Here is a 24,002-nt window from a genome sequence, read left to right as displayed (position 1 = left end):
AGTTGGACGGAAAATTCAGGAGGCGCGCGGGATCGTGAGGATCTCGGGGCCGGAGTCGGTCGTGAGCACGGTGTGTTCGAAGTGCGCGGAGGGCTGGCCGTCGGCGGTGACGACCGTCCAGTGATCGCTCAGCGTGCGGACCGCGTAACGGCCCAGGTTCACCATGGGTTCGATCGCGAGCGTCATGCCGGGCTTGATCTTCTCGCCGGAGTTTTTCCGGCCGAAGTTCGGAATCTGCGGCTCTTCGTGCATCGACTGCCCCACCCCGTGGCCGACCATTTCGCGGACGACGCTGAAGCCGGCGGCCTCGACGTAGGTCTGCACGGCGTGCGAGATGTCGCCGATGCGGTTGCCGACCTGGGCCTGCGCGATGCCGATCGCGAGGGCCTCTTCGGTGACCTTCAGGAGCTCGGCCACGCGCGGGGCGACGGGGCCGACCGGAACGGTGACGGCGTTGTCGCCGATGTAGCCGTTGTATTCGACCACGACGTCGAGCGAGATGATGTCGCCCTGGCGCAGGATGCGCTTGAGCGAACCGATACCGTGGACGACCTCTTCGTTGACCGAAAGGCAGGTGTAGGCGGGATAGCGGCTCGCGTGCAACTGGTAGCCGTAGCAGGCGCTGCGGGCGCCGAACGACGCGATGAGTTCGCGACCGATTTGATCCAAGTCGTAGGTGGTGATACCGGGCCGGACCTGCTCCTTCATCTTCGCCAGAACGGTGGCGGCGATGCTGCAGGCTTCGCGCATCCGACGGATGCCCTCCGCGTTTTTAATGGGGATGGACATCAGGCAGCGATGCGAGCGGCTCCCGTGAGGAGCCCTTGCGTGCGGTAATGTGTCACGACGTCGGCCGAAGCCGAAGCGGAGTCGAGGACCGCGGTGAGGGTCTCACCGCGCGCTTCGACCCACTCGTCGAACACTTTTGCTTGGAGCAGCGTAGCCGGGAAGCCTTCGAGAAGGAATCCCGCATCGGGTTTGCGCGCCCAAAACCACTTGCGGAGGACCGCGAGGGTGAGGTCGGCGCTCAGGCCGGAGCCGGAGCGCTCGAGCGCCGAAGCGGCCTTCTGGCCGAGCGGCGTGCGTCGCGAAATCTCCTGTTGCACGAGAGAAGCAGGAGAGACGTGCTCAATTGAGAAAGAACGGGCCTGGTGGAGGAGATCCGCGTGAAGCGGACCGACCGGACCAAGGAGAACTACCTTCGCCTTCGCGGATGCGAGGGCGGAAAAGGCGCTGGAGTGTTCAGCCCTTTTCACCGAAGTAAAGCGATTAAAGAGCGAAGTGGCGGATCGCCCACGCGCCGAGGCCGACGAGCAGGATAACCACCATGACGGCAACGAGCTGCATCACCGTCTTGTCCGAGGCGGCCTCGCCCAGCGCCATCTGCGCCGAGGTGCTGCGGCCGCGGATGCGGCCCTTCTTGAGGAAGCCGTCGTAGTGGCGCTGCAGGAGGAAGGTCTCGATCTGGCGCATCGTGTCGAGGATGACGCCGACGGTGATGAGCATGCCGGTGCCGCCGAAGAAGTAGGCGACGCGGGGCGGAACCTGCAGGTTGAACAGCAGCACGTCGGGGATGATGGCGATGACCGTGAGGAAGATCGCACCGGCCAGCGTGAGGCGGGTCATGACGAAATCGAGGAAGCTCGCCGTCGGCTCGCCGGGGCGGACGCCGGGGATGTAGCCGCCGTATTTCTTCAGGTCGTCGGCCACCTGGATCGGCTTGAACATGACCGAGACCCAGAAGTAGCTGAAGAAGAGGATGAGCAGCGTCATGCCCGCGTAGTAGGTCCAGTGTCCGCGGAGCAGGTTGTTCGAGAATTCGACGAGGAACTTGATGTCGAAGGCCGCGCCGACCTGGGAGAAGATCTGCTGCGGGAAGAGCAGGATCGCGCTCGCGAAGATGACCGGCATGACGCCCGAGTAGTTGACCTTGAGCGGGAGGAAGGAGCTCTGGCCGCCGTAGACTTTCTGGCCGACGACGCGCTTGGCGTATTGCACCGGGATCTTACGCTGGCCCTGCGTGACGGCAATGATGCCCATCGTGACGATGAGGAACAGCGCGAGCATCATCACGGCCTGCGGCAGGCCGAGGCTCTTGGTGCCGACCGGAGCGAAGAAAAGCTGGTAGGTGGACATCGCGGCGCCCGGGATGTCGGCGAGGATGCCGACCGTGATGAGCAGCGAGACGCCGTTGCCGATGCCGCGCTGGGTGATCTGCTCGCCGAGCCACATCATGAGCAGCGTGCCGGCGGTCATGAAGACCGTGGACGTGATGAGGAACCAGCCCTTGTTCACGAGGACGATCGAACCGTAGTGGTTGATGTCGTAGCCCTGGAACAGGCGGGCCGGGTTCTCGAGGGCGAGGATCAGCAGCACGCCCTGGACGAGACAGATGATGACGGTGAGGTAGCGGGTGTATTGCGTAAGCTTCTGGCGACCGACGTCGCCCTCCTGCTGGAGGCGGCTGAGCTGCGGGACGACCGCGGTCATCAGCTGGAAGATGATGGACGCGCTGATGTAGGGCATGATGCCGAGCGCGCAGACGGCGCCCTTGAGGAGCGCGCCGCCGGTGAACATGTTGTAGAGCCCCACGAGGGCGCCGCCGCCGCTGGCGGTCTGCTCCTCGAAGAACTTGAGGAGCGGCTGCGGGTCGAGGCCGGGCAGCGGGATGTGGGCGCCGACGCGCGCAATGAAGAGCAGCGACAGCGTGTAGAGGATTCGCGAGCGAAGCTCGGGAATCTTCATCGAGTTCGTGAAGGCGGAAAACATGTCTGGTGGGAAAAACTGGGGCTACGGGCTAGACGCAGAAAGCGGACCGGGAAGCTCGGGGAGTTCCGCGGTCCGCCATCTTGAGATCCGATAGAGCGCTCAGGCGACGATCGCCTGGCCGCCGGCTTTCTCGATCTTTTCCTTGGCGGAGCCGGTGAACTTGGTCGCGGTGACCTTCAGCGCGCGGGTGATTTCACCGTCGCCGAGGACCTTGAGCAGCGCGCCGTCGGCGCGGATGAGGCCGGCCTTGACGAGCGCGTCCACGTTCACCTCGGTGACCGAGGCGTCGAGCTTCGCGAGGTCGCCGACGTTGACGACGGCGTAGCTCGTGCGGAAGTTGTAGTTGTTGAATCCGCGGTGCGGGAGCTTGCGGTAAAGGGGCATCTGGCCGCCTTCGAAGCCGGGGCGGATCGAGCCGCCCGAACGGGCGGTCTGGCCCTTGCCGCCCTTGCCGGAGGTCTTGCCGTGGCCGCCGCCTTCGCCGCAGCCGACGCGCTTCTTGCGGTGCACCGCACCTTTGACGTTCTTGAGAGAGTGGAGACGCATTTTCTTGGATTCCTAAGTTTGGGTCGCCGCCCCTCGCCTACTCCGGCGAAGGGCGACTCGGATTAGTTTTTCGATCAGGCGCGCGCGGCCTTGAAGTCTTCCGCCATGCGGAGCTTGCGGAGGCCGTTGAACGTGGCGTGCACGACGGCGATGTGGTTCTTGGAACCCATCGACTTCGTAAGGACGTTCTTCACGCCGGCCGCTTCGAGGACGGCGCGGACGCCGCCACCGGCGATGAGGCCGGTGCCGGGCGTGGCCGGGCGGAGGAACACCTTGCCGCCGTCGTATTGGCCGAGGACCTCGTGCGGGATGGTGTCGCCGCGGAGCTTGACCGGGTAGAGGCGCTTCTTGGCGGCTTCGGTCGACTTCTTGATGGCGTCCGGAACTTCGTTCGCCTTGCCGTAGCCGATGCCGACGTTGCCCTTGCCGTCGCCGACGACGGCGAGGGCGGAGAAGCTGAAACGACGACCACCCTTCACCACCTTGGCGCAGCGGTTGATGTAGACGACCTTCTCGATCATGCCGGACTCGGCGCCGTCGGCGGGCGAGTTGGCGGAATAGGACCTGTTGTTGTTAGCCATGGGCGGTGTTTAGAATTGGAGACCGCCTTCGCGCGCGGCGTCGGCGAAGGTTTTGACGCGGCCGTGGAAGCGGCGACCGTTGCGGTCGAACACCACGGCGGTGATGCCGGCGGCCTTGGCCTTGGCGGCAAAGGCGCTGCCGACGAGCTTGGCGCCGGAGACATTGCCCTTGGCGTTCTGCTTCTTCACGTCGGCGTCGAGCGTGGAGAGGAACACGAGGGTCTTGCCGGCGGCGTCGTCGATGGCCTGCGCGTAGATGTGCTTGCCGGAGAACTTGACGGAGAGACGCGGACGAGCGGCGGTGCCGACGACGGTCTTGCGGATGCGCCATTTGCGCTTCTGCAGCAGAATGGCTTTCTGAATCGTATTGGACATGGTTATGCGGCCTTTCGGGTGGTGGCGTTAGGCGACGGTCTTGCCTTCCTTGCGGCGGACGCGCTCGGCGAACTCGCCGACGAGGCGGACACCCTTGCCCTTGTAAGGCTCGGGCGGGTAGTAGGCGCGGATTTCGGACGTGACCTGGCCGACGAGCTGTTTGTCGGCGCCTTCGACCTTGAGCTTGGTGCCGTCGGTGACGGTGACCTTGATGCCCTCGGGGATGTCGTGGAGGATCTGGTGCGAGTAGCCGAGCGAGAGATCGAGCTGCTTGCCCTTGAGCGCGGCCTTGAAGCCGACGCCCTGGATCTCGAGCTCCTTCGCGTAGCCGACCGCGGCGCCCTTGACCATGCCGGCGATGACCGAGCGAGCGGTGCCATACATGGCCTTGGAGAAACGGGTCTCCTCGGTGGGGGCGACAACGATGGTGTTGTCCTTCTTCTCGATCTTCACGACGGGCGCGAAGGTCTTGGAAACTTTGCCCTTGGGGCCGTCGACGGACACCGTGGTGCCCTTGATGTCGATCTTGACCTTGTCGGGGATCTGAACGGGTTGTTTGCCAATTCTGCTCATGGTGCGGGTGCTCCTTACCAGACGGTGCAGACGAGCTCGCCACCGAGCTTGTTGCGGCGGGCGTCCTGGTCCTTCATGAGGCCCTTGGACGTCGAGACGATGGCCATGCCGAGGCCGTTGAGGACGCGCGGGAGGTCGGTGTAGCTGAAGTAGACGCGGCGGCCCGGGGTCGACTCACGCTTGAGGCCGGTGATGACCGGGGTGTTGTCGACGTATTTGAGGGCGACGACGAGGGTCTTGTGGCCGCGCTCGTCGGTGCCGGTGGTGACGTCGCGGACGAAGCCTTCGGCTTTGAGGATCGTCGCGAGACTCTCCTTCATCTTGGAGTGCGGGGCGACGCACTGGGACTGGCCGGCCTTCGACGCGTTGCGAAGGCGGGTCAGGAAATCACTGATCGGATCGGTCATGGATGGATGCGGTTGGAATGGGCCGCGCGGGTCATATCCGACCCCCGTGGGCCAAAGGGTTTACCAGGAGGACTTGGTGACGCCGGGGATCTTGCCGGCGAGCGCGAGCTCGCGGAAGGTCAGACGGGAGACGCCATACTTGCGCTTGAAGCCGCGCGGGCGGCCGCTGAGCGAGCAACGGTTGCGGATGCGCTCCTTGGCGGAGTTGCGGGGAAGCTTCTGGAGCTTCTTCTGCGCGGCGTAGAACTCCTCGTCGGTGGTGGCGGGATTGGCGAGGATGGCCTTCAGCTCGGCGCGCTTGGCGGCGAACTTGTCGGCGAGCTTGATGCGCTTCTTGTTGCGCTCGATGGCGGAGGTCTTCGGCATGGTGCGGAAAGGTTAGGCGGTTTTGGCGGCGGCCTGCTCGGTGCGGCGGAACGGCATGCCGAGGAGCTTGAGGAGCTCGCGGGCCTCGTCGTCGGTCGTGGCCGAGGTGACGAGGGTGATGTCGAGACCCATGTGGCGCTTGGCGCTCTCGACGGAGATCTCGGGGAAGATGGTGAAGTCGGCGATGCCGATGTTGTAGTTGCCCTGGCCGTCGAGCTTGTTCGGCACGCCGCGGAAGTCGCGGATGGTGGGCAGCGCGACCGCGAGGAGGCGCATGAGGAAGTGCCACATGTTGTCGCCGCGGAGCGTGACGCTGCAGCCGACGACCTGGCCCTGCTTCAGCTTGAAGTTGGCGATGGCCTTGCGGGACTTGTTGAGGAGCGGCTTCTGGCCGGCGATCAGGGCCATGTCGCGCGCGGTGTCGGCGATCATGTTCTTGTCGGCATCGGCGCCGATGCCGGTGTTCAGCACGATCTTCTCGAGCTTCGGAACCTGGTGCTTGTTCTTGTAACTGCGCGACGCCATGAGGGCGGGCACGACTTGCTCGAAATAGACTTTCTTGAGAGGCGGGACGTTATCTTTGCTCATTTTCGGGTGCCCGGTTTCCAAGCGGGCGAATTAGTGAGAGGCGTTAGGCCTTCTTGGCTTCGGTTTTCTTGGCGCGCTTCTTCGAGGCGTCGAAGCGGGTTTGGAGCATGAGGTTCGAGACGTGGATCGAACCTTCGCGCTCGGCGATCTTGCCCTGAGGATTTTCCTGCGACTTCTTCAGGTGCTTCTTGATCATCGCGACGCCTTCGACGACCGCGCGGTTCTTGGCCGCGAGGACCTCGAGGACCTTGCCGGACTTGCCCTTGTGGGAGCCGGAGATGACGACGACCTGGTCGTTCTTCTTGATGTGGAATTTTTGCATGGTCAGAGGACCTCCGGGGCGAGGGAGATGATCTTCATGTAGTTCTTCGCGCGGAGCTCGCGGGCGACGGGGCCGAAGATGCGGGTGCCCTTCGGGTTGCCGTCTTCGCCGATGATGACGATCGCGTTGCTGTCGAAGCGGAGGTAGCTGCCGTCGGCGCGACGGAGGGGCGCCTTGGTGCGAACGATGACGGCCTTGTGGACCTCACCCTTCTTCACCGTGGCGTCGGTGCTGCTCTCCTTGATGTTGACGGTGATGATGTCGCCGACGTGGGCGTAGCGGGTGTTCTGGCCGATACGACCGATCATGGACGCGCGGCGCGCGCCGGTGTTATCGGCGATGTCGAGAATGGAACGCATCTGGATCATGGTGGTGTTCTCCTGGTGCGGTTAGGCTTTCGGGGCCGCGGCGGCGGACGCGTTGGCCTTGGTGGTCTTGGTGGGGACGACGGCGGCAACGTCGGTCTCGGAGACGGCGGCGCCGATCGGCTGCACGGCGGCTTCGACGACGCGGACGACGCGCCAGCGCTTCAGGCGGCTGATCGGGCGGGTCTCCATGACCTCGACCTTGTCGCCGACCTTGGACTCGTTCTTCTCGTCGTGGACGTGGAGGACGGTCTTGCGATTGATGACCTTCCCGTAGAGCGGGTGCGGCGTCTTGTAGGGGACGGTGACCTTGACGGATTTGTCGCCCATCTTGGAGGTGACAAAACCGACTTCGGTCTTGCGGGCGGCGTGACGTGCGTGAGTAGACATGGTCTTGAGCGGTTACGCGCGCCTTAGGCAGCGGCGGTCTTCTTGGATTTCTTCTCGGTGAGGATGGTCTCGAGGCGCGCGATGTCCTTGCGGAGAGCGCGGATCGTGTGCGGCTTCTCGACCTGGCCGGTGTGCTTGCGCAGGCGGAGCTGGAGGAGCTCGTCGCGGGTGCTGCGGAGCTTGGTGGTGATCTCGGCGGGCGAGAGTTCGCGGATTTCCTTGGAAGTCATGATGGACGGTCTCCTGAGGTTAGACGGCCACGCCTTCGCGCGCGATGAAGCGGCAGCGGAAGGGCAGCTTGGCGTCGGCGAGGCGGAAGGCCTCCTTGGCGACGGTGGCGGGAACGCCGGCGAGTTCGAAGAGGACCGCGCCGGGCTTGATCGTCGCGGTGTAGTATTCGACCGGGCCCTTGCCCTGGCCCATGCGCACTTCGGCGGGCTTCTTCGTGACCGGCTTGTGCGGGAACACGCGGATCCAGAGCTTGCCCTTGCGCTTGAGGTGGCGGGCGATGGTGACGCGGGCGGCCTCGATCTGACGGCCGGTCATGGGACCGCGGGAGAGGGACTGCAGGCCAAATTCACCGAAGGCGAGCGTGTTGCCGCGCTTGGCATTGCCAGCGCGGGAGCCCTTCATCGATTTGCGATATTTGGTGCGGGAAGGTTGGAGAGCCATGGCTTTGAGTAGCTAGGTGCTGCGAGCGGAGCGCGCAGCGCGGTTTAGTTGGATTCGTCCTTTTTGCAGATCCAGCACTTCACGCCGATCTTGCCCCAGACGGTGCGGGCTTCGGCGAATCCGTAATCGATGTTCTCGCGGAGGGTGTGGAGCGGGATGCGGCCCTGGCGCTGCCATTCGCGGCGCGCGATGTCGGCGCCGCCAAGGCGGCCCGAGCACTGGATCTTGATGCCGTCGGCGCCGAGGCTCATGGCCATCTGGACCGACTTCTTGATCGCGCGGCGGAAGGCGACGCGGCGCTCGAGCTGGAGCGCGACGTTCTCGGCGACGAGCTGCGCCTCGATCTCGGGCTTCTTCACTTCCTGGATGTCGAGGAGGACTTCCTTGCCGGTGAGCTTGCCGAGGGCGACCTTCATGTTCTCGACCTCCTGGCCCTTCTTGCCGATGACGATGCCGGGGCGGGCGGTGAAGATCTTGACGCGGACGCGGTTGCCGGCGCGCTCGATGAAGATGCGCGGCACGGACGCCTGCTTGAGCTTCTCCATGAGCGTGTCACGGATGACCTGGTCTTCGTGGAGGAGCTTGGCGAAGTCCTTCTTGCGGGCGAACCAGCGGGATTGCCAGTTGCGGCGGACGGCGAGGCGGAAACCGGTAGGGTTGGTTTTTTGTCCCATAACAGTGAGTGGTTAGGCTTTGCTGTCCGAGAGGACGATGCGGAGGTGCGACATGCGCTTGACGCGCGGCTTGGCCGAGCCGCGGGCGCCGGCCTTGAAGCGCTTCAGGACCGGGCCGCACTCGACGAGGGCGCGGTGGACGACGAGCTTGTCGGCCGAGAGGTTGTGGTTGTTTTCCGCGTTCGCGACGGCGCTCTTGAGCGTCTTGGCGAGGAGGCGGGCGGACTTGCGCGGAATGAGGGAGAGGAGGTCGGTGGCCTCGGGCACGGAGCGGCCCTGGATCTCGTTGGCGACCTCGCGCACCTTCTTCGGCGACATGCGCGCGTATTTGGTGAGAGCTTGGATTTCCATTTTCGGTTCGGGTTCGGGTTTCGGCTACGCGCGCAGGTTAGATTTCCTTGCGGGTCATGCCGCCGTGCGCCTTGAAGATGCGCGTGGGGGCGAACTCGCCGAGCTTGTGGCCGACCATGTTCTCGGTGACATACACCGCGATGAAGGCCTTGCCGTTGTGAACGTTGAAGGTGTGGCCGACGAAGTCGGGCGTGATGGTCGAGCGCCGGCTCCAGGTCTGGATGGGCTTGCGCGCACCGCTGGACTTGGCCGCCTTCTCGATTTTCTCGAGCAGGTGGTAGTCGACGAAGAAACCTTTTTTGATGGAACGAGCCATGTTGGGTAGTCGTTAAGTTGGTTTACTTCTTGCCGCGCGGCGGACGGCCGTTCTTGCGGGTAAGGATGAGGGAGTTGGACGGCTTGGAGCGGCGGCGCGTCGGGAAACCCTTCGCGAGCTGGCCCCACGGCGACACGAGGTGCTGGCGACCGCCACCACCCTTGGACTTGCCCTGACCGCCACCGTTGGGGTGGTCGACCGGGTTCATAGCCATACCGCGGACGCGCGGGCGGCGACCGAGCCAGCGGTTGCGGCCGGCCTTGCCGAGCTTGCGCTTGCTGTGGTCTTCGTTGCCGACCTCGCCGATGGTGGCGCGGCAGTTGGCGTTCACCAGGCGGGTCTCGCCGGAGGCCAGCTTGAGCTGCGCCATGCCGTTCTCGACGGCGACGAGTTCGACGGACGTGCCGGCGGAGCGGGCGAGCTGGGCGCCGCGACCGGGGAGCAGTTCGACCGCGTGCACTTTCGTGGCCGCGGGAATGACGCCCAGCGGGAAGCTGTTGCCCGGACGGTAGTCGTTGGTGTCGGTCTTCAGCGCGCTGTAGATCGTGTCACCGACCTTCAGGCCCTTCGGGGCGATGATGTAGGTCTTGGAGCCGTCGACGTAGGCGAGGAGCGCGAGGAGGGCGGAGCGGTTGGGATCGTATTCGATCGCCTGGACCTTCGCCGGGATGTCGAGCTTGGCGCGCTTGAAGTCGACGACGCGGTAGAGCTTCTTGTGGCCGCCGCCGCGACGGCGCGACGTGATGCGGCCGTAGGTGTTGCGACCGCCGGTCTTGTTCTTGGACTCGACCAGGGAGCGCTCGGGGCGCTTCGTGGAGATCTCCTCCGGGCGGTTCAGCTCGGTGAAGCGAAGCGCGGCGGTGAGAGGACGGAAAGTTTTGATAGCCATGGCGGGTGTTTCCTCAGACGAGCTCGATCTTGTCGCCCTGCTTGAGGGTGACGATGGCGCGCTTGCTGTCGGACTTCTGCGTCGGGCGGCCCGTGCGGGAACGCTTCGGCTTGCCCTTGATGTTTTGGATGTTCACGCGCGTGACGGTGACCTTGAAGGTCGCCTCGACGGCTTCGCGCACGGTGTGCTTCGTGGCCGAGGGATAGACCTCGAACGTGTATTGGCCGTAGTTGGAGGAGAGCTTGGAAGCCTTCTCCGTCAGGCGCATGTTTTTGAGAACTTTATCGGCGCTGATCATGACTGACCTCCGTTGGCGCGGGCGATGATGGCCTCGATCGCTTTGGTGGAGACGACGATCTTCGAGTATTGGACGAGATCGAGAGTGTTGAGCTTGGCGGCTTCCGTGAGGGAGACGCGGGCGAGGTTGCGCGCGGCGCGCGAGGCCTCGGCGGTGAACGGGGCGTCGACGAGGAGCACGGAGCCCTTGGGGGCGATCGTGCGGACGACCTTGTTCATGAGCTTGGTCTTCGGCTGGGCGGGAACGAACGCCTCGATGACCTCGACCTCACCGGCGGAGGCGCGATCGAAGAGCGCGCGGGCGAACGCGAGGGCCTTGACCTTGTTGTTGATCTTCTTCGAGAAGTCGCGGGGCTTCGGGCCGAACACGACGCCACCACCGCTCCAGAGCGGCGAGCGGGACGAGCCGGCGCGGGCGCGACCGGAACCCTTCTGGTTCCACGGCTTCTTGCCACCGCCGCGGACTTCGCCGCGAGTCTTGGTGGAGCGGGTGCCCTGGCGGGCGTTGGCGCGGTGTGCGACGACGACTTCCTTGACGGCCTGCACGCCCTTGTCGCCTTCGAAGGTCGGGACGTTGAACTCCTTTTCGGAGGTCTTGCTGGCGTCGGAGCTGTAAACTTTGAGCTTCATTGTGGTTCAGTCTCCTTAGGCTTTCTTGGCCTTCTTGCCGGCGCGGATGATGACGTCGTCACCGTTGGCGCCCGGGATCGCACCCTTCACGAGGATGAGATTCTTGTCGGCGATGATCTTGACGACGCTGAGGTTCTGCACCGTGCGCTGCTCCGAGCCCATGTGGCCGGGCATCGCCTGGTTCTTCCACGAGCGACCGGGCGTCTGGCGCATGCCGATCGAGCCGATGCGGCGGTGGAACATCGAGCCGTGCGAGGCGGGACCGCCCGCGACACGGAAGCGCTTCACGACGCCGGCGAAGCCCTTGCCCTTCGTGATGCCGATGACGTCGATCGTCTGGCCTTCGGTGAAGGCGGCGACGGTGACGACGTCACCCGGCTTCACCGTGGGAGCGGCGGCGAGGCGGACTTCGTTGAGAAGACGCGGCGTGTTTTCGAGGCCGGCCTTCTTGGCGTGGGCGGCTTCGGCCTTGCTCGCGTTCTTCGCCTTTTGGGCGCCGAAGCCGAGCTGGACGGCGTTGTAACCGTCGGTCTCGACGGTCTTGACTTGGACAACCGGGCAGGGGCCGGCTTCCACGACGGTGACCGGCACGAGCACGTTCTGTGCATCGTAGACCTGGGTCATCCCGAGTTTTTTGCCTAATAGAGTAGTGATCATAGGCTAAGTGGTAGGTGGAGGGTTTCCGTTTGGTTTAGACCTACATTAGCAATCCGGCGATTGGAGCCACCGGTGGCTGCTAAAGTGACTGTCTGAAAGTTGAGCGTTAGACGTTGATCGTGATGTCGACGCCGGACGGCAGGTTGAGTTTCTTGAGTTCGTCGACCGTCTGCGCGGTCGGCTCGAGGATGTCGATGAGACGCTTGTGGGTGCGGCTCTCGAACTGCTCCATCGACTTCTTGTCAACGTGCGGCGAGCGGTTGACGGACAGTTTCTCGATGCGGGTGGGCAGCGGGATCGGGCCCGAGACGCGCGCGCCGGAGCGCTTGGCGGTTTCGACGATTTCCAGGGCGGACTGGTCGATCACACGGTAATCGAAGCCCTGGAGTTTGATGCGAATGCGTTGGCCTTTCATGGCGGATAAAGAACGTGGGTTTAGGTGCGGGCCGGGGCCTTGGAAGAGGTCTCGACGATCTTGGCGAGGAGGTTGTTCGGGACCTGCGCGAAGTGCGACGGCGTGATCGAGGCGGACGCGCGGCCCTTCGAGAGCGAGCGGATATCCGTCACGTAACCGAACAGCATTTCGAGCGGGACGTGCGCGGAGATGATGCACGCACCGTTCTTGTTCTCCATGCCCTGGATCTGGCCGCGGCGGCGGTTGATGTCGCCCATCAGGTCGCCCTGATAGTCTTCCGGCGTGGTGACTTCGACGCCCATGATCGGCTCGAGGAGGATCGGCTTGGCGACCTTCATCGCTTCCTTGAAGGCGAAGATGCCGGCCATCTTGAACGCGAGTTCCGACGAGTCGACTTCGTGGAAGGAACCGTCGATGATGCGGATCTTCGCATCGACGACCGGGTAACCGGCGACGACGCCGTTGTTGGCGCCTTCGAGGATGCCGTCCGTCGCGGGCTTGATGAATTCCTTCGGGATGACGCCGCCAACGATTTCGTTGATGACTTCGATGCCCTTGCCCTTCTCGTTCGGCTCGATCTTGACGACGACGTGGCCGTATTGGCCCTTACCACCGGACTGGCGGATGAACTTGCCGACGCCGTCCGCGGAGGCCGTGACTGTCTCGCGGTAAGCGATCTGCGGCTTGCCCACGGTCGCCTCGACCTTGAACTCGCGCTTCATGCGGTCGACGATGATTTCGAGGTGCAGCTCGCCCATGCCGGCGAGAATCGTCTGGCCGGTGTCCTGGTCGGTCTTGACGCGGAGGGTCGGGTCCTCGGCGACGAGGCGCTGGAGCGCGACGCCGAGTTTTTCCTGGTCGCCCTTCGAGTTCGGCTCGATCGACATCGCGATGACGGGCTCGGGGAAGGACGGCGGCTCGAGGCGGATGTCGAAGTCCTCATCGCACAGCGTGTCACCGGTGATGACGTCCTTGACGCCGACGAGCGCGCAGATGTCGCCCGCGTAGGCCAGTTCGATTTCCTCGCGGTCCATCGCGCGCATGAGCACGAGACGGGAGACGCGCTCGGAGCGGCGCGTGCGGGGATTGTAGAGGGACATGCCGCGCTTCACCACGCCGGTGTAGACGCGGTAGAACACGAGCTTGCCGACGAACGGGTCGGTCCAGAGCTTGAACGCGAGACCGGCGAGCTTCGCCTTGTCGTCGACGATGGCCTCAACGACGTTGCCGGAGCTGTCTTGGCCCTTCATCGGCGGAACGTCGATGGGGTTCGGGAGATAGTTGACGACGCAGTCAAGGAGGCGCTGCACGCCCTTCTTCTTGAACGCGGAGCCCGGGATCACGCCGGTGAACTTCATCGAGACCGTGGCCTTGCGGACGGCGAGGATGAATTCGTCGGTGGTGATTTCCTGGCCTTCGAGATACTTGTTCGCGATGACGTCGTCGAAGTCGGAGACGGCTTCGATGAGCTTCTCGCGGTATTCCTTCGCCTGCGCGGCGTATTCGGCGGGAATCGGCGCGGTGACCGGATTCATGCCGAGCGGATCCTTCGTCTCGTCGAAGATGTAGGCGACGTTCTGGACGAGGTCGATCAGGCCGTTGAAGTTCTCTTCCTGGCCGATCGGAATGTAGAGCGGGTGCGCGTTGGCCTTGAGCTTCTCGCGCATCTCGTCGACGGCGCGGAAGAAGTTGGCGCCGGTGCGGTCCATCTTGTTGACGAACGCGACGCGCGGAACGCCGTATTTGTTGGCCTGACGCCAGACGGTCTCGGACTGCGGCTGCACGCCGGCGACCGCGCAGAACACCGCGACGGCGCCGTCGAGCACGCGCATGGAGCGCTCGACTTCGGCGGTGAAGTCGACGTGTCCGGGCGTGTCGATGATGTTAATGCGCTGCTTGATCCCCTTCCAGGGACCGAAGGAGGCGTTCCAAGCGCAGGAAATGGCGGCGGCGGTGATCGTGATGCCGCGCTCGCGCTCCTGCTCCATCCAGTCGGTCACCGTGGTGCCTTCGTGGACTTCGCCCATCTTGTGGACGGCGCCGGAGTAGAAAAGAATGCGCTCGGTCGTCGTGGTCTTGCCGGCGTCGATGTGCGCGGCGATGCCGATGTTGCGCGTCCACTCGAGCGGGAACGGACGGTCCTTGGCGTTGGCGGCGGCGACCTTGGCCTTGTCGGTGACGACGGTGATGTTGATCGGAGAAGACATTGCGTGGAGAGATTACCAGCGGAGGTGGGCGAAGGCGCGGTTGGCCTGGGCCATCTTGTGGGTGTCTTCCTTCTTCTTCACCACGGTGCCCGTGTTGTTGTAGGCATCGATGATCTCGGCCGCGAGGGCCTCGCGCATCGCCGTGCCCTTGCGGGAGGTGGCGGCGTCGACGATCCAGCGGAGCGCGAGCGACTCCTGGCGCTCGAACGAGATCTCGACCGGCACCTGGTAGGTGGCACCACCGACGCGGCGGCTCTTGACCTCGAGCTTCGGGCGGGCGTTTTCCATCGCGCCCATGAGAAGGTCGACCGGGTCGCCCTTCTGCAGCTTCTCGCTCACGCGCTCAAAGGCGCCGTAAACGATGCGCTCCGCGACGGTCTTCTTGCCGCTCTTCATGATCACGTTGATCAGGTGGGTGACGAGAGCGCTGTTGTAGCGGACGTCCGGAACGGTGGGGCGGTGAGTAGCTCTGCGACGACGAGACATGGTGAAAAGGAAAGAACGTGATTACTTGGCGGCCTTCGGGCGCTTGACGCCGTATTTGGAACGGGAACGACGGCGCTTCTCGACGCCGGTGGCGTCGAGGGTGCCGCGGACGATGTGGTAGCGGACGCCAGGAAGGTCCTTCACACGGCCGCCGCGCACGAGCACGATCGAGTGCTCCTGGAGGGAGTGGCCCTCGTCGGGAATGTAGGAAATCACTTCCGTGCCGTTCGTGAGGCGGACCTTGGCGACCTTACGGATGGCCGAGTTCGGCTTCTTCGGCGTGCGGGTCATGACTTGCACGCAGACGCCGCGGCGGAAGGGGTTACCCTGCAGGGCCGGGGCCTTGGACTTCGCACGGACCTTGCGACGTCCTTTTCTCACGAGTTGGTTGATGGTGGGCATGTGAAGAGAGTTGCTTGGATAAAGAGGAAAAGGCGCGGAACCTACCGGGACGAAAAGCCCCGGCAAGCACTTTTTCGCGTTGTGCTGAAAAACGCGGATTTCAGAGCGGAAACCCCGAAACCGCGGGCGTCAGGTGCACCCACAGTTTTGCTGCGAATGCTGTTTTGTGACGAAAATGGAGGATCAGCGAACCACGCCAGCATGACGCACTTCAAGCGCGAAATACCTGATTTCTCCCCAAGTTATTCACAGCATCAGTTCGGCTACCGGAAATGAGCGACTGACACCACGCATCCGCCCCTCGATTGTGTGTGCTCCGGCGACTGCGGCGAAGAGGAAATTGTCGGACAAAAAAACACCCGGCCGGTGAGGGCCGGGTGTAACTCGGAAGGAGCTAGGCTCTACCTCCGAGTTTTGGCGGGAGGGACTTTGAGGGTCCGAATTTCGGAGTGAAAAACAAGGCAAAAGTCAGCCCTCCCCTGCCCCGCAGTTTGTAAGCCTGCAGCGCGGCAAGTTAGCCCCGAAGGCAAAGAAAAAGCCGCGGATCGCTCCGCGGCTTTGAGAGTGAACGGGCTCGAGCTTAGCTCGCCTCGGCCGTCGCCGGCGCGGCGGCGCGCGGGGCTTCGTCCATCGGGATTTCGCCGCCGAGCGGGAGCGTGACCTTCAGCTTCTTGTAAGCCGGGAGGCCGGTGCCCGCGGGGATGAGGTGACCCATGATGACGTTTTCCTTGAAGCCCTTCAGGCCGTCGACCTTGCCGAGCGTCGAGGCGTCGGTGAGGACGCGCGTCGTCTCTTGGAACGAGGCGGCAGAGATGAACGACTCGGTCTCGAGCGAGGCCTTGGTGATGCCCAGGAGGATCGGCTCGGCCTCGGCGGGTTTGCCGCCGGCGGCGTCGAGGCGCTTGTTCTCGCGGAGGAACGTCGAGCGATCGATCTGCTCGCCCCAGAAGAACTCGCTGTCACCCGGATCCGTGATGCGGACCTTGCGGAGCATCTGGCGGATGATGACCTCGATGTGCTTGTCGTTAATCGACACGCCCTGGAGACGGTAGACTTCCTGCACCTGGCCGATGAGGAACTCGTAGAGCGCGGTCGGCCCGAGGATGTCGAGGATCTCGTGCGGATCGGCGGAGCCTTCGGTGAGGTGCTGGCCCTTGTGGACGACGTCGCCGGCCTGCACGATGATGTGCTTGCCGTGCGGGATGAGGTGCTCTTCCTCGGCACCGGCCTCCTCGTTGCGGACAACGAGCTTGCGCTTGCCGCGGATCGAGCCCTCGAAGGAGACGACGCCGTCGATGCGGGCCATCTCGGCGGCTTCCTTCGGACGACGAGCTTCGAAGAGCTCGGCGACGCGCGGAAGACCGCCGGTGATGTCCTTGGTCGTGGACGCCTGGCGCGGCGTCTTCGCGAGGAGCGCGCCGGCCTGGATGATGTCGCCTTCGTTGACGACGACCTGCGCGCCGGTCGGAATCGCGTAGGAAGCGAGCGGCTTGCCGGCTTCGTCGCGGATTTCGATCTGCGGGTTGAGGTCTTCCTTGTGCTCGATGACGACGGTCGCGATGCGGCCGGTGGATTCGTCGAGCTCGCGCTTCACCGTGACGCCCGGGATCATGTCCTTGAACGCCAGCGTGCCGGTGCGCTCGGAGAGGACCGGGATGTTATACGGGTCCCACTGCGCGATGGTCTGGCCCTTCGTCACCTTCTCGCCGTCGCCGACGGAAAGGACGGTGCCGACCACGATCGGATAGGCTTCGAGTTCGCGGTCGTTGTCGTCGAGGATCTGGATGGAGCCCGTCTTGTTGAGGACGATGGCCGCACCTTCCATCTGCACGAGGCGGAGGCCGCGATACTTGAGGATACCGGTGTTGCGCACCTTGATCTCGGGGTTCTTGGAACCGGCCGAGGCGACGCCACCGATGTGGAACGTGCGCATGGTGAGCTGCGTGCCGGGCTCGCCGATCGACTGCGCGGCGATGATGCCGACGGAGTCGCCGATCTTCGCGACCTTGTTGGAGGCCGGGTTGATGCCGTAGGACTTCGCGTCGATGCCGTGCTCGCTCGTCGAGGTGAGCGGCGACATGACCTTCACGCGCTCGATGCCGGAGTCCTCGATCTGGCGACCGAGTTCTTCCGTGATGAGCTCGCCGGCGCCAACGAGAATCTTCGTCGGGTCGAGCGGATTGTAGATGTCGTCGGCGGAGCAGCGGCCGGTGATGCGTTCCGCGAGGGACACGAGCATCGTGTCGCCTTCGAAGATCGCCTTCTTCCAGATGCCGTCGCGCGAACCGCAATCTTCCTCGGTGATGACGCAGTCCATGGCCACGTCGCAAAGCTTGCGGGTCATGTAGCCGGCGTCGGCCGTCTTGAGCGCGGTGTCGGCGAGACCCTTGCGGGCGCCGTGCGTCGAGATGAAGTATTCGAGAACGGTGAGGCCTTCGCGGAACGAAGACAGAATCGGGCGCTCGATGATCTCGCCGGAGGGCTTGGCCATGAGGCCGCGGAGACCGCAGAGCTGGCGCACCTGCTGTTTGTTACCGCGGGCGCCCGAGTCCATCATGATGTAGACCGGGTTGACCTCGGGGCGGCCGTCGTTGCCCTCGAGCTTCGAGAAGACGGACTTCGCGATGCGGTCGGTAGCGCCGGTCCAGATGTCGATGATCTTGTTGTAGCGCTCGCCGGAGGTGATGATGCCCTTCTTGTATTGGGACTCGACCTCGTCGACCTTCTTGCGGGCGTCGGACACGATCTCCTTCTTGTTTTCCGGAATGATCATGTCGTCGATGCCGATCGAGATGCCGGCGTTGAAGGCGGTCGTGAAACCGAGCTCCTTCAGCTTGTCGAGCGTCTCGACGGTGACGGTGGGACCCGCGACCTTGTAGGTGTTGAGAATGAGGTCGCCCAGCTTGCCCTTCGGCACGGGGAAGTTGATGAAGCCGAGACCGGCGGGCCAGATCTGGTTGAAGATCACGCGGCCCACGGTGGTGCGGAGCGTCTTGCGCTCCTTGTTGCCGAAGACGGTGTCCTTGCCGAAATCCGGGTTCGGGATGTCGACCCAATCGTGGACCTTGAGCGCGCCATCGGCCTTGGCGTATTGAACTTCCTGGAGGCCGGACATGAGCGGGACGCGCTGGCCCTTGGCGGGCTTCACGCGCGGCTCGATCGAGAGGTAATACGCGCCGAGGACGATGTCCTGCGACGGCGTGAGGATCGGCTTGCCGCTCGAGGGCGAGAAGATGTTGCCCGAGGACATCATGAGCAGCTTGCACTCGAGGATGGCCTCGAGGGAAAGCGGCACGTGCACGGCCATCTGGTCGCCGTCGAAGTCCGCGTTGTAGGCGGTGCAGACGAGCGGGTGGACGCGGATGGCGGAACCTTCGATGAGGACCGGCTCGAACGCCTGGATGGAGAGGCGGTGGAGCGTCGGCGCGCGGTTGAGCAGCACCGGGTGGCCCTTCGTGACTTCCTCGAGGATGTCCCAGACTTCCGGCGACTTCTTCTCGATCATCTTGCGCGCACCGCGGACGGTGTGCACGAAGCCGAGTTCCTTGAGGCGGCGGATGATGAACGGCTCGAAGAGGACGAGCGCCATCTTCTTCGGCAGACCGCACTGGTTGAGCTTGAGCTCGGGACCGATGACGATGACGGAGCGGCCGGAGTAGTCGACGCGCTTGCCGAGGAGGTTCTGGCGGAAGCGGCCCTGCTTGCCCTTGAGCATGTCGGAGAGCGACTTCAACGCACGGTTGCCGGCGCCCGTGACGGGGCGGCCGTGGCGGCCGTTGTCGAAGAGCGCGTCGACGGCTTCCTGGAGCATGCGCTTTTCGTTGTGAATGATGACGTCGGGCGTCTTCAGCTGCATCAGGTTCCGCAGGCGATTATTGCGGTTGATGACGCGGCGGTAGAGGTCGTTGAGGTCGGACGTCGCGAAGCGGCCGCCTTCGAGCGGGACGAGCGGGCGGAGGTCCGGCGGGATGACGGGGAGAACTTCGAGGACCATCCACTCGGGCCGGGACTTCGAGGAGATGAAGCCGCCGATGACCTTGAGGCGCTTCGAGAGCTTCTTCTTGATCTGCTTCGAGCGCGTGGCGCGCATCGTCTCGTGCAGTTCGGCGACGACGGCCTCCATGTCGATCTGCGTGAGGACGTCGCGGACGGCCTCGGCGCCCATCTTGGCGACGAAGGCATCGGCGCCGTATTCGTCGACGGCCTGCTGGTATTCCGTCTCGGTCAGGAGCTGCTTGAGTTCAAGCGGCGTCTTGCCCGGGTTGGTGACCATGTAGTTCTCGTAGTAGATGACGCGCTCGAGCGAGCGGGCCGTCATGTCGAGGAGCAGGCCGAGGCGGCTCGGCATGCTCTTGAGGAACCAGATGTGCGCCACCGGAACGGCGAGTTCGATGTGGCCCATGCGCTCGCGGCGGACGCGGGCGATGGTGACCTCGACGCCGCAACGGTCGCAGATGACGTCCTTGTATTTGATGCGCTTGTATTTTCCGCAGGCGCACTCGTAGTCGCGCACGGGGCCGAAGATCTTTTGGCAGAAAAGACCACCCGGCTCGGGCTTGAACGTGCGGTAGTTGATCGTCTCGGGGTTCTTGACCTCACCCTTCGACCAGGCGCGGATGGTCTCCGGCGCGGCGACGGTGATGGAGACGCTGTCGAACGGGTTCTCGTCGGAACCGAGGACCTGACGGACTTCTTCGCGAGCTTGTTCGGTGCTCATGTTGCGTGATGCTCCCAGTATTTAAGTGTTAGCGGTTGCCACCGAGGGCTTCGGACAGCGTGGTGCGCTTGCCGAGTTTGATGTCGAGGCCGAGGGCCTGCATTTCCTTCACGAGGACGTTGAAGGATTCCGGCGTGCCGGCCTGCAGGGTGTTGTCGCCCTTGACGAGCGACTCGTAGATCTTGGTGCGGCCGTTCACGTCGTCGGACTTGACGGTGAGGATTTCCTGGAGCGTGTGCGCCGCGCCGTAGGCTTCGAGCGCCCACACTTCCATTTCGCCGAAGCGCTGGCCGCCGTATTGGGCTTTGCCGCCCAACGGCTGCTGCGTGACGAGCGAGTAAGGACCGACCGCGCGCGCGTGAATCTTGTGCGAGACAAGGTGATTCAGCTTCATCATGTAGATGAAGCCCACGACGACTTGCTGATCGATCTTCTCACCGGTGCGGCCGTCGAACAGCGTGGCCTTGCCGGAGGTGGTGACGGTGACGACGCCGCTCTGGTTCTTCTCAACGTCGTTCGCCTGCTTGAGGTATTCGCGGACTTTCTTTTCCGAGATACCGTCGAACACGGGCGTGGCGACCTTGAGGCCGAGCTTCGAGCAGGCCCAACCGAGGTGCGTCTCGAGAACCTGGCCGACGTTCATGCGCGAAGGCACGCCGAGGGGGTTCAGGCAGATCTGCACCGGAGTGCCGTCCGGCAGGAACGGCATGTCTTCTTCGGGGACGATCTTGGCGACGACGCCCTTGTTACCGTGGCGGCCGGCCATCTTGTCACCGACCTCGAGCTTCTGCTTCGTGGCGATGTAGACCTTAACCTGCTTGATGACGCCGGCGCCTTCCGCGTCGCCCTGTTCGATCGACGCGATCTTGCGCTCACGGTCGCCCTCGAGCTCGTCGAACTTCGACTGGAACGAGCCGATGATCTCCATGATCTTGATGCGAACCGGGGACGGATCGATCTCGATGTGCTTCGCGACGGCGGCGAGCTTGCGGAGGAGGGTCTTGGTGATCTTGCGGTTGGCCGGGATGATGATTTCGCCGGTCTGGCCGTTGATGACGTCGAGCGGGATCTTTTCGCCGAGGAGGATGTTGGACAGCGCCTCGGTGAGCTGCTCGCGCAGCTTGTCCATCTGCGTCTTGTAGTCTTCCTGGATCTGCTTCACCTGGCGGCGGCGATCGGAAGGCGAGAGTTTCGAACCCTCGGCATCGAGGCGCGAAGTGTTGATCTTCACGTCCATGATGATGCCGTTCACGCCCGACGGGACGATGAGCGAGGTGTCCTTCACGTCCGCGGCCTTTTCACCGAAGATGGCGCGGAGGAGCTTCTCTTCCGGCGCGAGTTCGGTTTCGGACTTCGGCGTGATCTTGCCGACGAGGATGTCGCCCGGCTTGACCTCGGCACCGACGCGGATGACGCCGTTGTGATCGAGGTTCTTGAGGGCTTCTTCGCCGACGTTCGGGATATCGCGGGTGATTTCCTCGGGCCCGAGCTTCGTGTCACGCGCGGTGACTTCGAATTCCTGGACGTGGATCGAGGTGAAGATGTCTTCCTTCAGCACCTTTTCGGAGATGAGGATGGCGTCTTCGAAGTTGTAGCCGTTCCACGGCATGAACGCGACGAGCACGTTGCGGCCGAGGGCGAGCTCGCCGTGGTCGGTCGAGGGACCGTCGGCGATGCACTGGCCCTTCTTCACTTTCTGGCCCTTCTTGACGATGGGCTTCTGGGTGAAGCAGGTGCCGGCGTTCGAGCGCATGAATTTGCGCAGCTCGTAAACGTAGGTGCCGTTCTTCGGGTCCGTCTTCGGGTTGCGCGGCAGCTCACCGGACTCGGTGACGATGATGCGCTTCGCGTCCACGGAGGCGACGATGCCGGCGGCTTCCGCGACCACGACGGTCTTGGAGTCCGAGGCGAGGCGGCCTTCGAGACCGGTGCCGACGAACGGCGCTTCGGTCTGCAGCAGCGGCACGCCCTGGCGTTGCATGTTCGAGCCCATGAGCGCGCGGTTGGCGTCGTCGTGCTCGAGGAAGGGGATCAGACCGGCGGCGACGGAGACGACCTGCTTCGGCGAGACGTCCATCAGGTCGACTTCGTCCGCGGTGACTTCGAGGAACTCGCCGTCACGACGCGCGGTGACCTTGCCGATGAAGTTGCCCTTCTCGTCGACCTCGGCGTTGGCCTGGGCGATGACCTTGCCCTCTTCCTGGTCGGCGGTGAGATAGACCACCTTGTCGGTGACGCGGCCTTTTTCCTTGTCGGCGACGCGATACGGGGCCTCGATGAAGCCGAATTCGTTGACGCGCGCGTAGGTCGAGAGCGAGTTGATCAGACCGATGTTCGGACCTTCGGGCGTTTCGATCGGGCAAATGCGGCCGTAGTGCGACGGATGAACGTCGCGGACTTCGAAGCCGGCACGCTCACGGTTCAGACCGCCGGGCCCGAGCGCGGACAAGCGGCGCTTGTGCGTCAGCTCGGCGAGCGGGTTGATCTGATCCATGAACTGCGACAGCTGGCTGCGCGCGAAGAAATCGCGGATGACGGTCGTCAGCGCCTTCGGGTTGATCAGCTTCTGCGGCGTGATCGAGTCGACGGATTGGTCGTAGAGCGTCATGCGCTCGCGCACCAAGCGCTCGGTGCGGCTGAGACCGACGCGGCACTGGTTGGCGAGGAGCTCACCGACGGTGCGCACGCGGCGCGAACCGAGGTGGTCGATGTCGTCAACGACGCCGTCGTTCTTCTTGAGGCGGACGAGATACTTCGTGGCGGCGACGACGTCGGCGCTCTCGAGGATGCGGACCTCAAGGTCGACCTTCAGGTCGAGCTTCTGGTTGATCTTGTAGCGGCCGACGCGGCCGAGGTCGTAGCGCTTCGGATCGAAGAACAGGCGCTTGAGCAGGGCCTTGGCGTTCGCCGTGGTCGGCGGCTCGCCCGGGCGCAGCTTCTTGTAGATTTCCTTGAGCGCTTCCTCTTCGTTGCGGGTCGGGTCCTTCTTGAGCGCGCGGATGATGGCGCCTTCGTCGGCCGTCGTGTCGATGACGCGCATCGACTTGATGTCGTGCTTCTCGAAGGTGCGGACGATCTGCTTCGTGAGCGGCTCGAACGCGCGGGCGAGGACGACGCCCTTCTGGGCATCGATGACGTCTTCGACGAGCACGAGGGTCGACACGTTTTCCATGTCGAGGGCCTTGTTCACCTTCAGGTCCTGGACTTCGTAGAAGAGGTTCAGGATGTCGAGGTCGTTGCTGTAGCCGATCGCGCGGAGCAGCGTCGTGATGAGGAATTTCCGGCGGCGGCGGCGGCGGTCGAGGTAGACGTAGAGCAGGTCGTTGTTGTCGAACTGCACTTCGAGCCAGGTGCCGCGGTCCGGGATGATGCGGAAGGAGTGGAGCAGCTTGCCGTTCGGGTGCGTGGCGACCTCGAAGCAGATGCCGGGCGAACGGTGGAGCTGGGAGACGACGACGCGCTCGGCGCCGTTGATGATGAACGAGCCGCGCTCGGTCACCATCGGGATGTCGCCCATGAAGATTTCCTCGTCCTTGATGAAGTCCTCCTCGCGGAGGCGGAGCTTCACGTAGAGCGGGACGGCGTAGGTGGTGCCTTCGCGGAGGCACTCGATCTCGGAGCTCTTGGGCTCGCCGATGGTGTAGGAAACGTATTCGAGCGTGAGGCGCTCGTCATACGAGGTGATCGGGAAGACCTCCTTGAAGACGGCCTCGAGGCCGACGGGCTTGCGCTGCTTCTCGGGCACGTCCTTCTGGAGATACTCGAGATACGAGCTGATCTGCAGCTCGATGAGGTTCGGCGGCTGGATGACTTCGCGAAGTTTTCCGAAGTTGACGCGTTCGTGTTGAGTGCGGTCGGCCATGGGTGCTCCCGGTGGATGGATTGAAGAAAGGGACAAAACTCACTCGCCCGTGCGAGTGGCAGTGGGGACGTGCGGATGCGAGGACCTCGTCACGTCGGGAAAGAACGGGAAAAATGCCGAAGCACAGGCCGCGACGTGCGCGGCC

Annotated in this window: 28 protein-coding genes; all 28 read right to left on the bottom strand. The window is 63.9% G+C overall.

Annotation, left to right across the window (positions count from 1 at the left end; translation table 11 throughout):
- Positions 1 to 15: 15 nt before the first annotated feature.
- A complete protein-coding gene (gene map / locus ACMYLB_RS07235) occupies positions 16 to 789 on the bottom strand; it encodes a type I methionyl aminopeptidase (RefSeq protein ID WP_415910268.1) in 774 nt (257 codons plus the stop codon).
- Positions 789 to 1,106: a nucleoside monophosphate kinase gene (locus tag ACMYLB_RS07230; RefSeq protein WP_415910267.1), complete on the bottom strand. Its 318-nt coding sequence runs from the start codon at positions 1,104 to 1,106 to the stop codon at positions 789 to 791. The genes map and ACMYLB_RS07230 overlap by 1 nt, the downstream gene beginning before the upstream one ends.
- Positions 1,107 to 1,269: 163 nt before the next feature.
- Positions 1,270 to 2,769 carry a preprotein translocase subunit SecY gene (gene secY, locus ACMYLB_RS07225; RefSeq protein ID WP_415910266.1) on the bottom strand — a complete coding sequence of 500 codons (1,500 nt, stop codon included), beginning with the start codon at positions 2,767 to 2,769 and terminating at the stop codon, positions 1,270 to 1,272.
- 99 nt (positions 2,770 to 2,868) lie between these two features.
- A complete protein-coding gene (gene rplO, locus ACMYLB_RS07220) occupies positions 2,869 to 3,315 on the bottom strand; it encodes a 50S ribosomal protein L15 (protein WP_415910265.1) in 447 nt (148 codons plus the stop codon).
- Positions 3,316 to 3,389: 74 nt separating this feature from the next.
- Complete coding sequence (gene rpsE / locus ACMYLB_RS07215; protein ID WP_415911049.1) at positions 3,390 to 3,836, bottom strand: 30S ribosomal protein S5; 447 nt, start codon at positions 3,834 to 3,836, stop codon at positions 3,390 to 3,392.
- Between the two features lie 69 nt (positions 3,837 to 3,905).
- Entirely contained in the window at positions 3,906 to 4,271 is a 366-nt protein-coding gene (gene rplR, locus ACMYLB_RS07210) for a 50S ribosomal protein L18 (RefSeq protein ID WP_415910264.1), read from the bottom strand.
- Between the two features lie 27 nt (positions 4,272 to 4,298).
- Positions 4,299 to 4,844, bottom strand: a complete 546-nt coding sequence (gene rplF / locus ACMYLB_RS07205; protein WP_415910263.1) for a 50S ribosomal protein L6 — start codon at positions 4,842 to 4,844, stop codon at positions 4,299 to 4,301.
- A 14-nt stretch (positions 4,845 to 4,858) separates the two neighbouring features.
- A complete protein-coding gene (rpsH, locus tag ACMYLB_RS07200) occupies positions 4,859 to 5,251 on the bottom strand; it encodes a 30S ribosomal protein S8 (protein ID WP_415910262.1) in 393 nt (130 codons plus the stop codon).
- A gap of 60 nt (positions 5,252 to 5,311) precedes the next feature.
- The gene (gene rpsN, locus ACMYLB_RS07195) at positions 5,312 to 5,617 is read right to left on the bottom strand and encodes a 30S ribosomal protein S14 (protein WP_415910261.1); all 306 of its coding nucleotides are present in this window, start codon (positions 5,615 to 5,617) and stop codon (positions 5,312 to 5,314) included.
- Positions 5,618 to 5,629: 12 nt separating this feature from the next.
- A complete protein-coding gene (gene rplE / locus ACMYLB_RS07190; RefSeq protein ID WP_415910260.1) occupies positions 5,630 to 6,205 on the bottom strand; it encodes a 50S ribosomal protein L5 in 576 nt (191 codons plus the stop codon).
- Between the two features lie 43 nt (positions 6,206 to 6,248).
- Positions 6,249 to 6,527: a 50S ribosomal protein L24 gene (gene rplX, locus ACMYLB_RS07185; RefSeq protein ID WP_415910259.1), complete on the bottom strand. Its 279-nt coding sequence runs from the start codon at positions 6,525 to 6,527 to the stop codon at positions 6,249 to 6,251.
- Positions 6,528 to 6,529: 2 nt separating this feature from the next.
- Positions 6,530 to 6,895 (bottom strand): 50S ribosomal protein L14, encoded by a 366-nt coding sequence (gene rplN / locus ACMYLB_RS07180; protein ID WP_415910258.1) that lies wholly within the window; start codon positions 6,893 to 6,895, stop codon positions 6,530 to 6,532.
- 21 nt (positions 6,896 to 6,916) lie between these two features.
- Positions 6,917 to 7,282, bottom strand: a complete 366-nt coding sequence (gene rpsQ, locus ACMYLB_RS07175) for a 30S ribosomal protein S17 (protein ID WP_415910257.1) — start codon at positions 7,280 to 7,282, stop codon at positions 6,917 to 6,919.
- A 23-nt stretch (positions 7,283 to 7,305) separates the two neighbouring features.
- Entirely contained in the window at positions 7,306 to 7,512 is a 207-nt protein-coding gene (rpmC, locus tag ACMYLB_RS07170) for a 50S ribosomal protein L29 (RefSeq protein ID WP_415910256.1), read from the bottom strand.
- A gap of 19 nt (positions 7,513 to 7,531) precedes the next feature.
- Positions 7,532 to 7,954 (bottom strand): 50S ribosomal protein L16, encoded by a 423-nt coding sequence (gene rplP, locus ACMYLB_RS07165; RefSeq protein ID WP_415910255.1) that lies wholly within the window; start codon positions 7,952 to 7,954, stop codon positions 7,532 to 7,534.
- Positions 7,955 to 7,998: 44 nt separating this feature from the next.
- Positions 7,999 to 8,628, bottom strand: a complete 630-nt coding sequence (gene rpsC, locus ACMYLB_RS07160; protein WP_415910254.1) for a 30S ribosomal protein S3 — start codon at positions 8,626 to 8,628, stop codon at positions 7,999 to 8,001.
- Between the two features lie 12 nt (positions 8,629 to 8,640).
- Positions 8,641 to 8,979, bottom strand: a complete 339-nt coding sequence (gene rplV / locus ACMYLB_RS07155) for a 50S ribosomal protein L22 (RefSeq protein ID WP_415910253.1) — start codon at positions 8,977 to 8,979, stop codon at positions 8,641 to 8,643.
- A 37-nt stretch (positions 8,980 to 9,016) separates the two neighbouring features.
- Entirely contained in the window at positions 9,017 to 9,295 is a 279-nt protein-coding gene (rpsS, locus tag ACMYLB_RS07150) for a 30S ribosomal protein S19 (RefSeq protein WP_415910252.1), read from the bottom strand.
- A 22-nt stretch (positions 9,296 to 9,317) separates the two neighbouring features.
- A complete protein-coding gene (gene rplB / locus ACMYLB_RS07145) occupies positions 9,318 to 10,184 on the bottom strand; it encodes a 50S ribosomal protein L2 (protein ID WP_415910251.1) in 867 nt (288 codons plus the stop codon).
- A 13-nt stretch (positions 10,185 to 10,197) separates the two neighbouring features.
- Positions 10,198 to 10,452 carry a 50S ribosomal protein L23 gene (gene rplW, locus ACMYLB_RS07140; RefSeq protein ID WP_415910250.1) on the bottom strand — a complete coding sequence of 85 codons (255 nt, stop codon included), beginning with the start codon at positions 10,450 to 10,452 and terminating at the stop codon, positions 10,198 to 10,200.
- A 26-nt stretch (positions 10,453 to 10,478) separates the two neighbouring features.
- Positions 10,479 to 11,111, bottom strand: a complete 633-nt coding sequence (gene rplD / locus ACMYLB_RS07135) for a 50S ribosomal protein L4 (protein WP_415910249.1) — start codon at positions 11,109 to 11,111, stop codon at positions 10,479 to 10,481.
- A 15-nt stretch (positions 11,112 to 11,126) separates the two neighbouring features.
- On the bottom strand, positions 11,127 to 11,768 hold the full coding sequence (gene rplC / locus ACMYLB_RS07130) for a 50S ribosomal protein L3 (protein WP_415910248.1): 642 nt from the start codon (positions 11,766 to 11,768) through the stop codon (positions 11,127 to 11,129).
- 106 nt (positions 11,769 to 11,874) lie between these two features.
- Positions 11,875 to 12,183 carry a 30S ribosomal protein S10 gene (gene rpsJ / locus ACMYLB_RS07125; protein ID WP_415910247.1) on the bottom strand — a complete coding sequence of 103 codons (309 nt, stop codon included), beginning with the start codon at positions 12,181 to 12,183 and terminating at the stop codon, positions 11,875 to 11,877.
- A gap of 20 nt (positions 12,184 to 12,203) precedes the next feature.
- Positions 12,204 to 14,390, bottom strand: coding sequence for an elongation factor G (gene fusA / locus ACMYLB_RS07120; RefSeq protein WP_415910246.1), 2,187 nt, complete (start codon positions 14,388 to 14,390; stop codon positions 12,204 to 12,206).
- A gap of 12 nt (positions 14,391 to 14,402) precedes the next feature.
- Positions 14,403 to 14,876 carry a 30S ribosomal protein S7 gene (gene rpsG, locus ACMYLB_RS07115; protein ID WP_415910245.1) on the bottom strand — a complete coding sequence of 158 codons (474 nt, stop codon included), beginning with the start codon at positions 14,874 to 14,876 and terminating at the stop codon, positions 14,403 to 14,405.
- 21 nt (positions 14,877 to 14,897) lie between these two features.
- Entirely contained in the window at positions 14,898 to 15,278 is a 381-nt protein-coding gene (rpsL, locus tag ACMYLB_RS07110; protein ID WP_415910244.1) for a 30S ribosomal protein S12, read from the bottom strand.
- 580 nt (positions 15,279 to 15,858) lie between these two features.
- Positions 15,859 to 19,995, bottom strand: coding sequence for a DNA-directed RNA polymerase subunit beta' (gene rpoC, locus ACMYLB_RS07105; protein WP_415910243.1), 4,137 nt, complete (start codon positions 19,993 to 19,995; stop codon positions 15,859 to 15,861).
- 28 nt (positions 19,996 to 20,023) lie between these two features.
- Positions 20,024 to 23,857: a DNA-directed RNA polymerase subunit beta gene (rpoB, locus tag ACMYLB_RS07100; protein WP_415910242.1), complete on the bottom strand. Its 3,834-nt coding sequence runs from the start codon at positions 23,855 to 23,857 to the stop codon at positions 20,024 to 20,026.
- Between the last annotated feature and the right edge of the window lie 145 nt (positions 23,858 to 24,002).

Origin of the sequence: Oleiharenicola sp. Vm1 (assembly GCF_047777955.1) — a bacterium.
Classification (GTDB): domain Bacteria; phylum Verrucomicrobiota; class Verrucomicrobiia; order Opitutales; family Opitutaceae; genus Didemnitutus.
The sequence above is the reverse complement of the archived record's forward strand: the minus strand, read 5'-3'. Positions and strand labels throughout refer to the sequence as shown.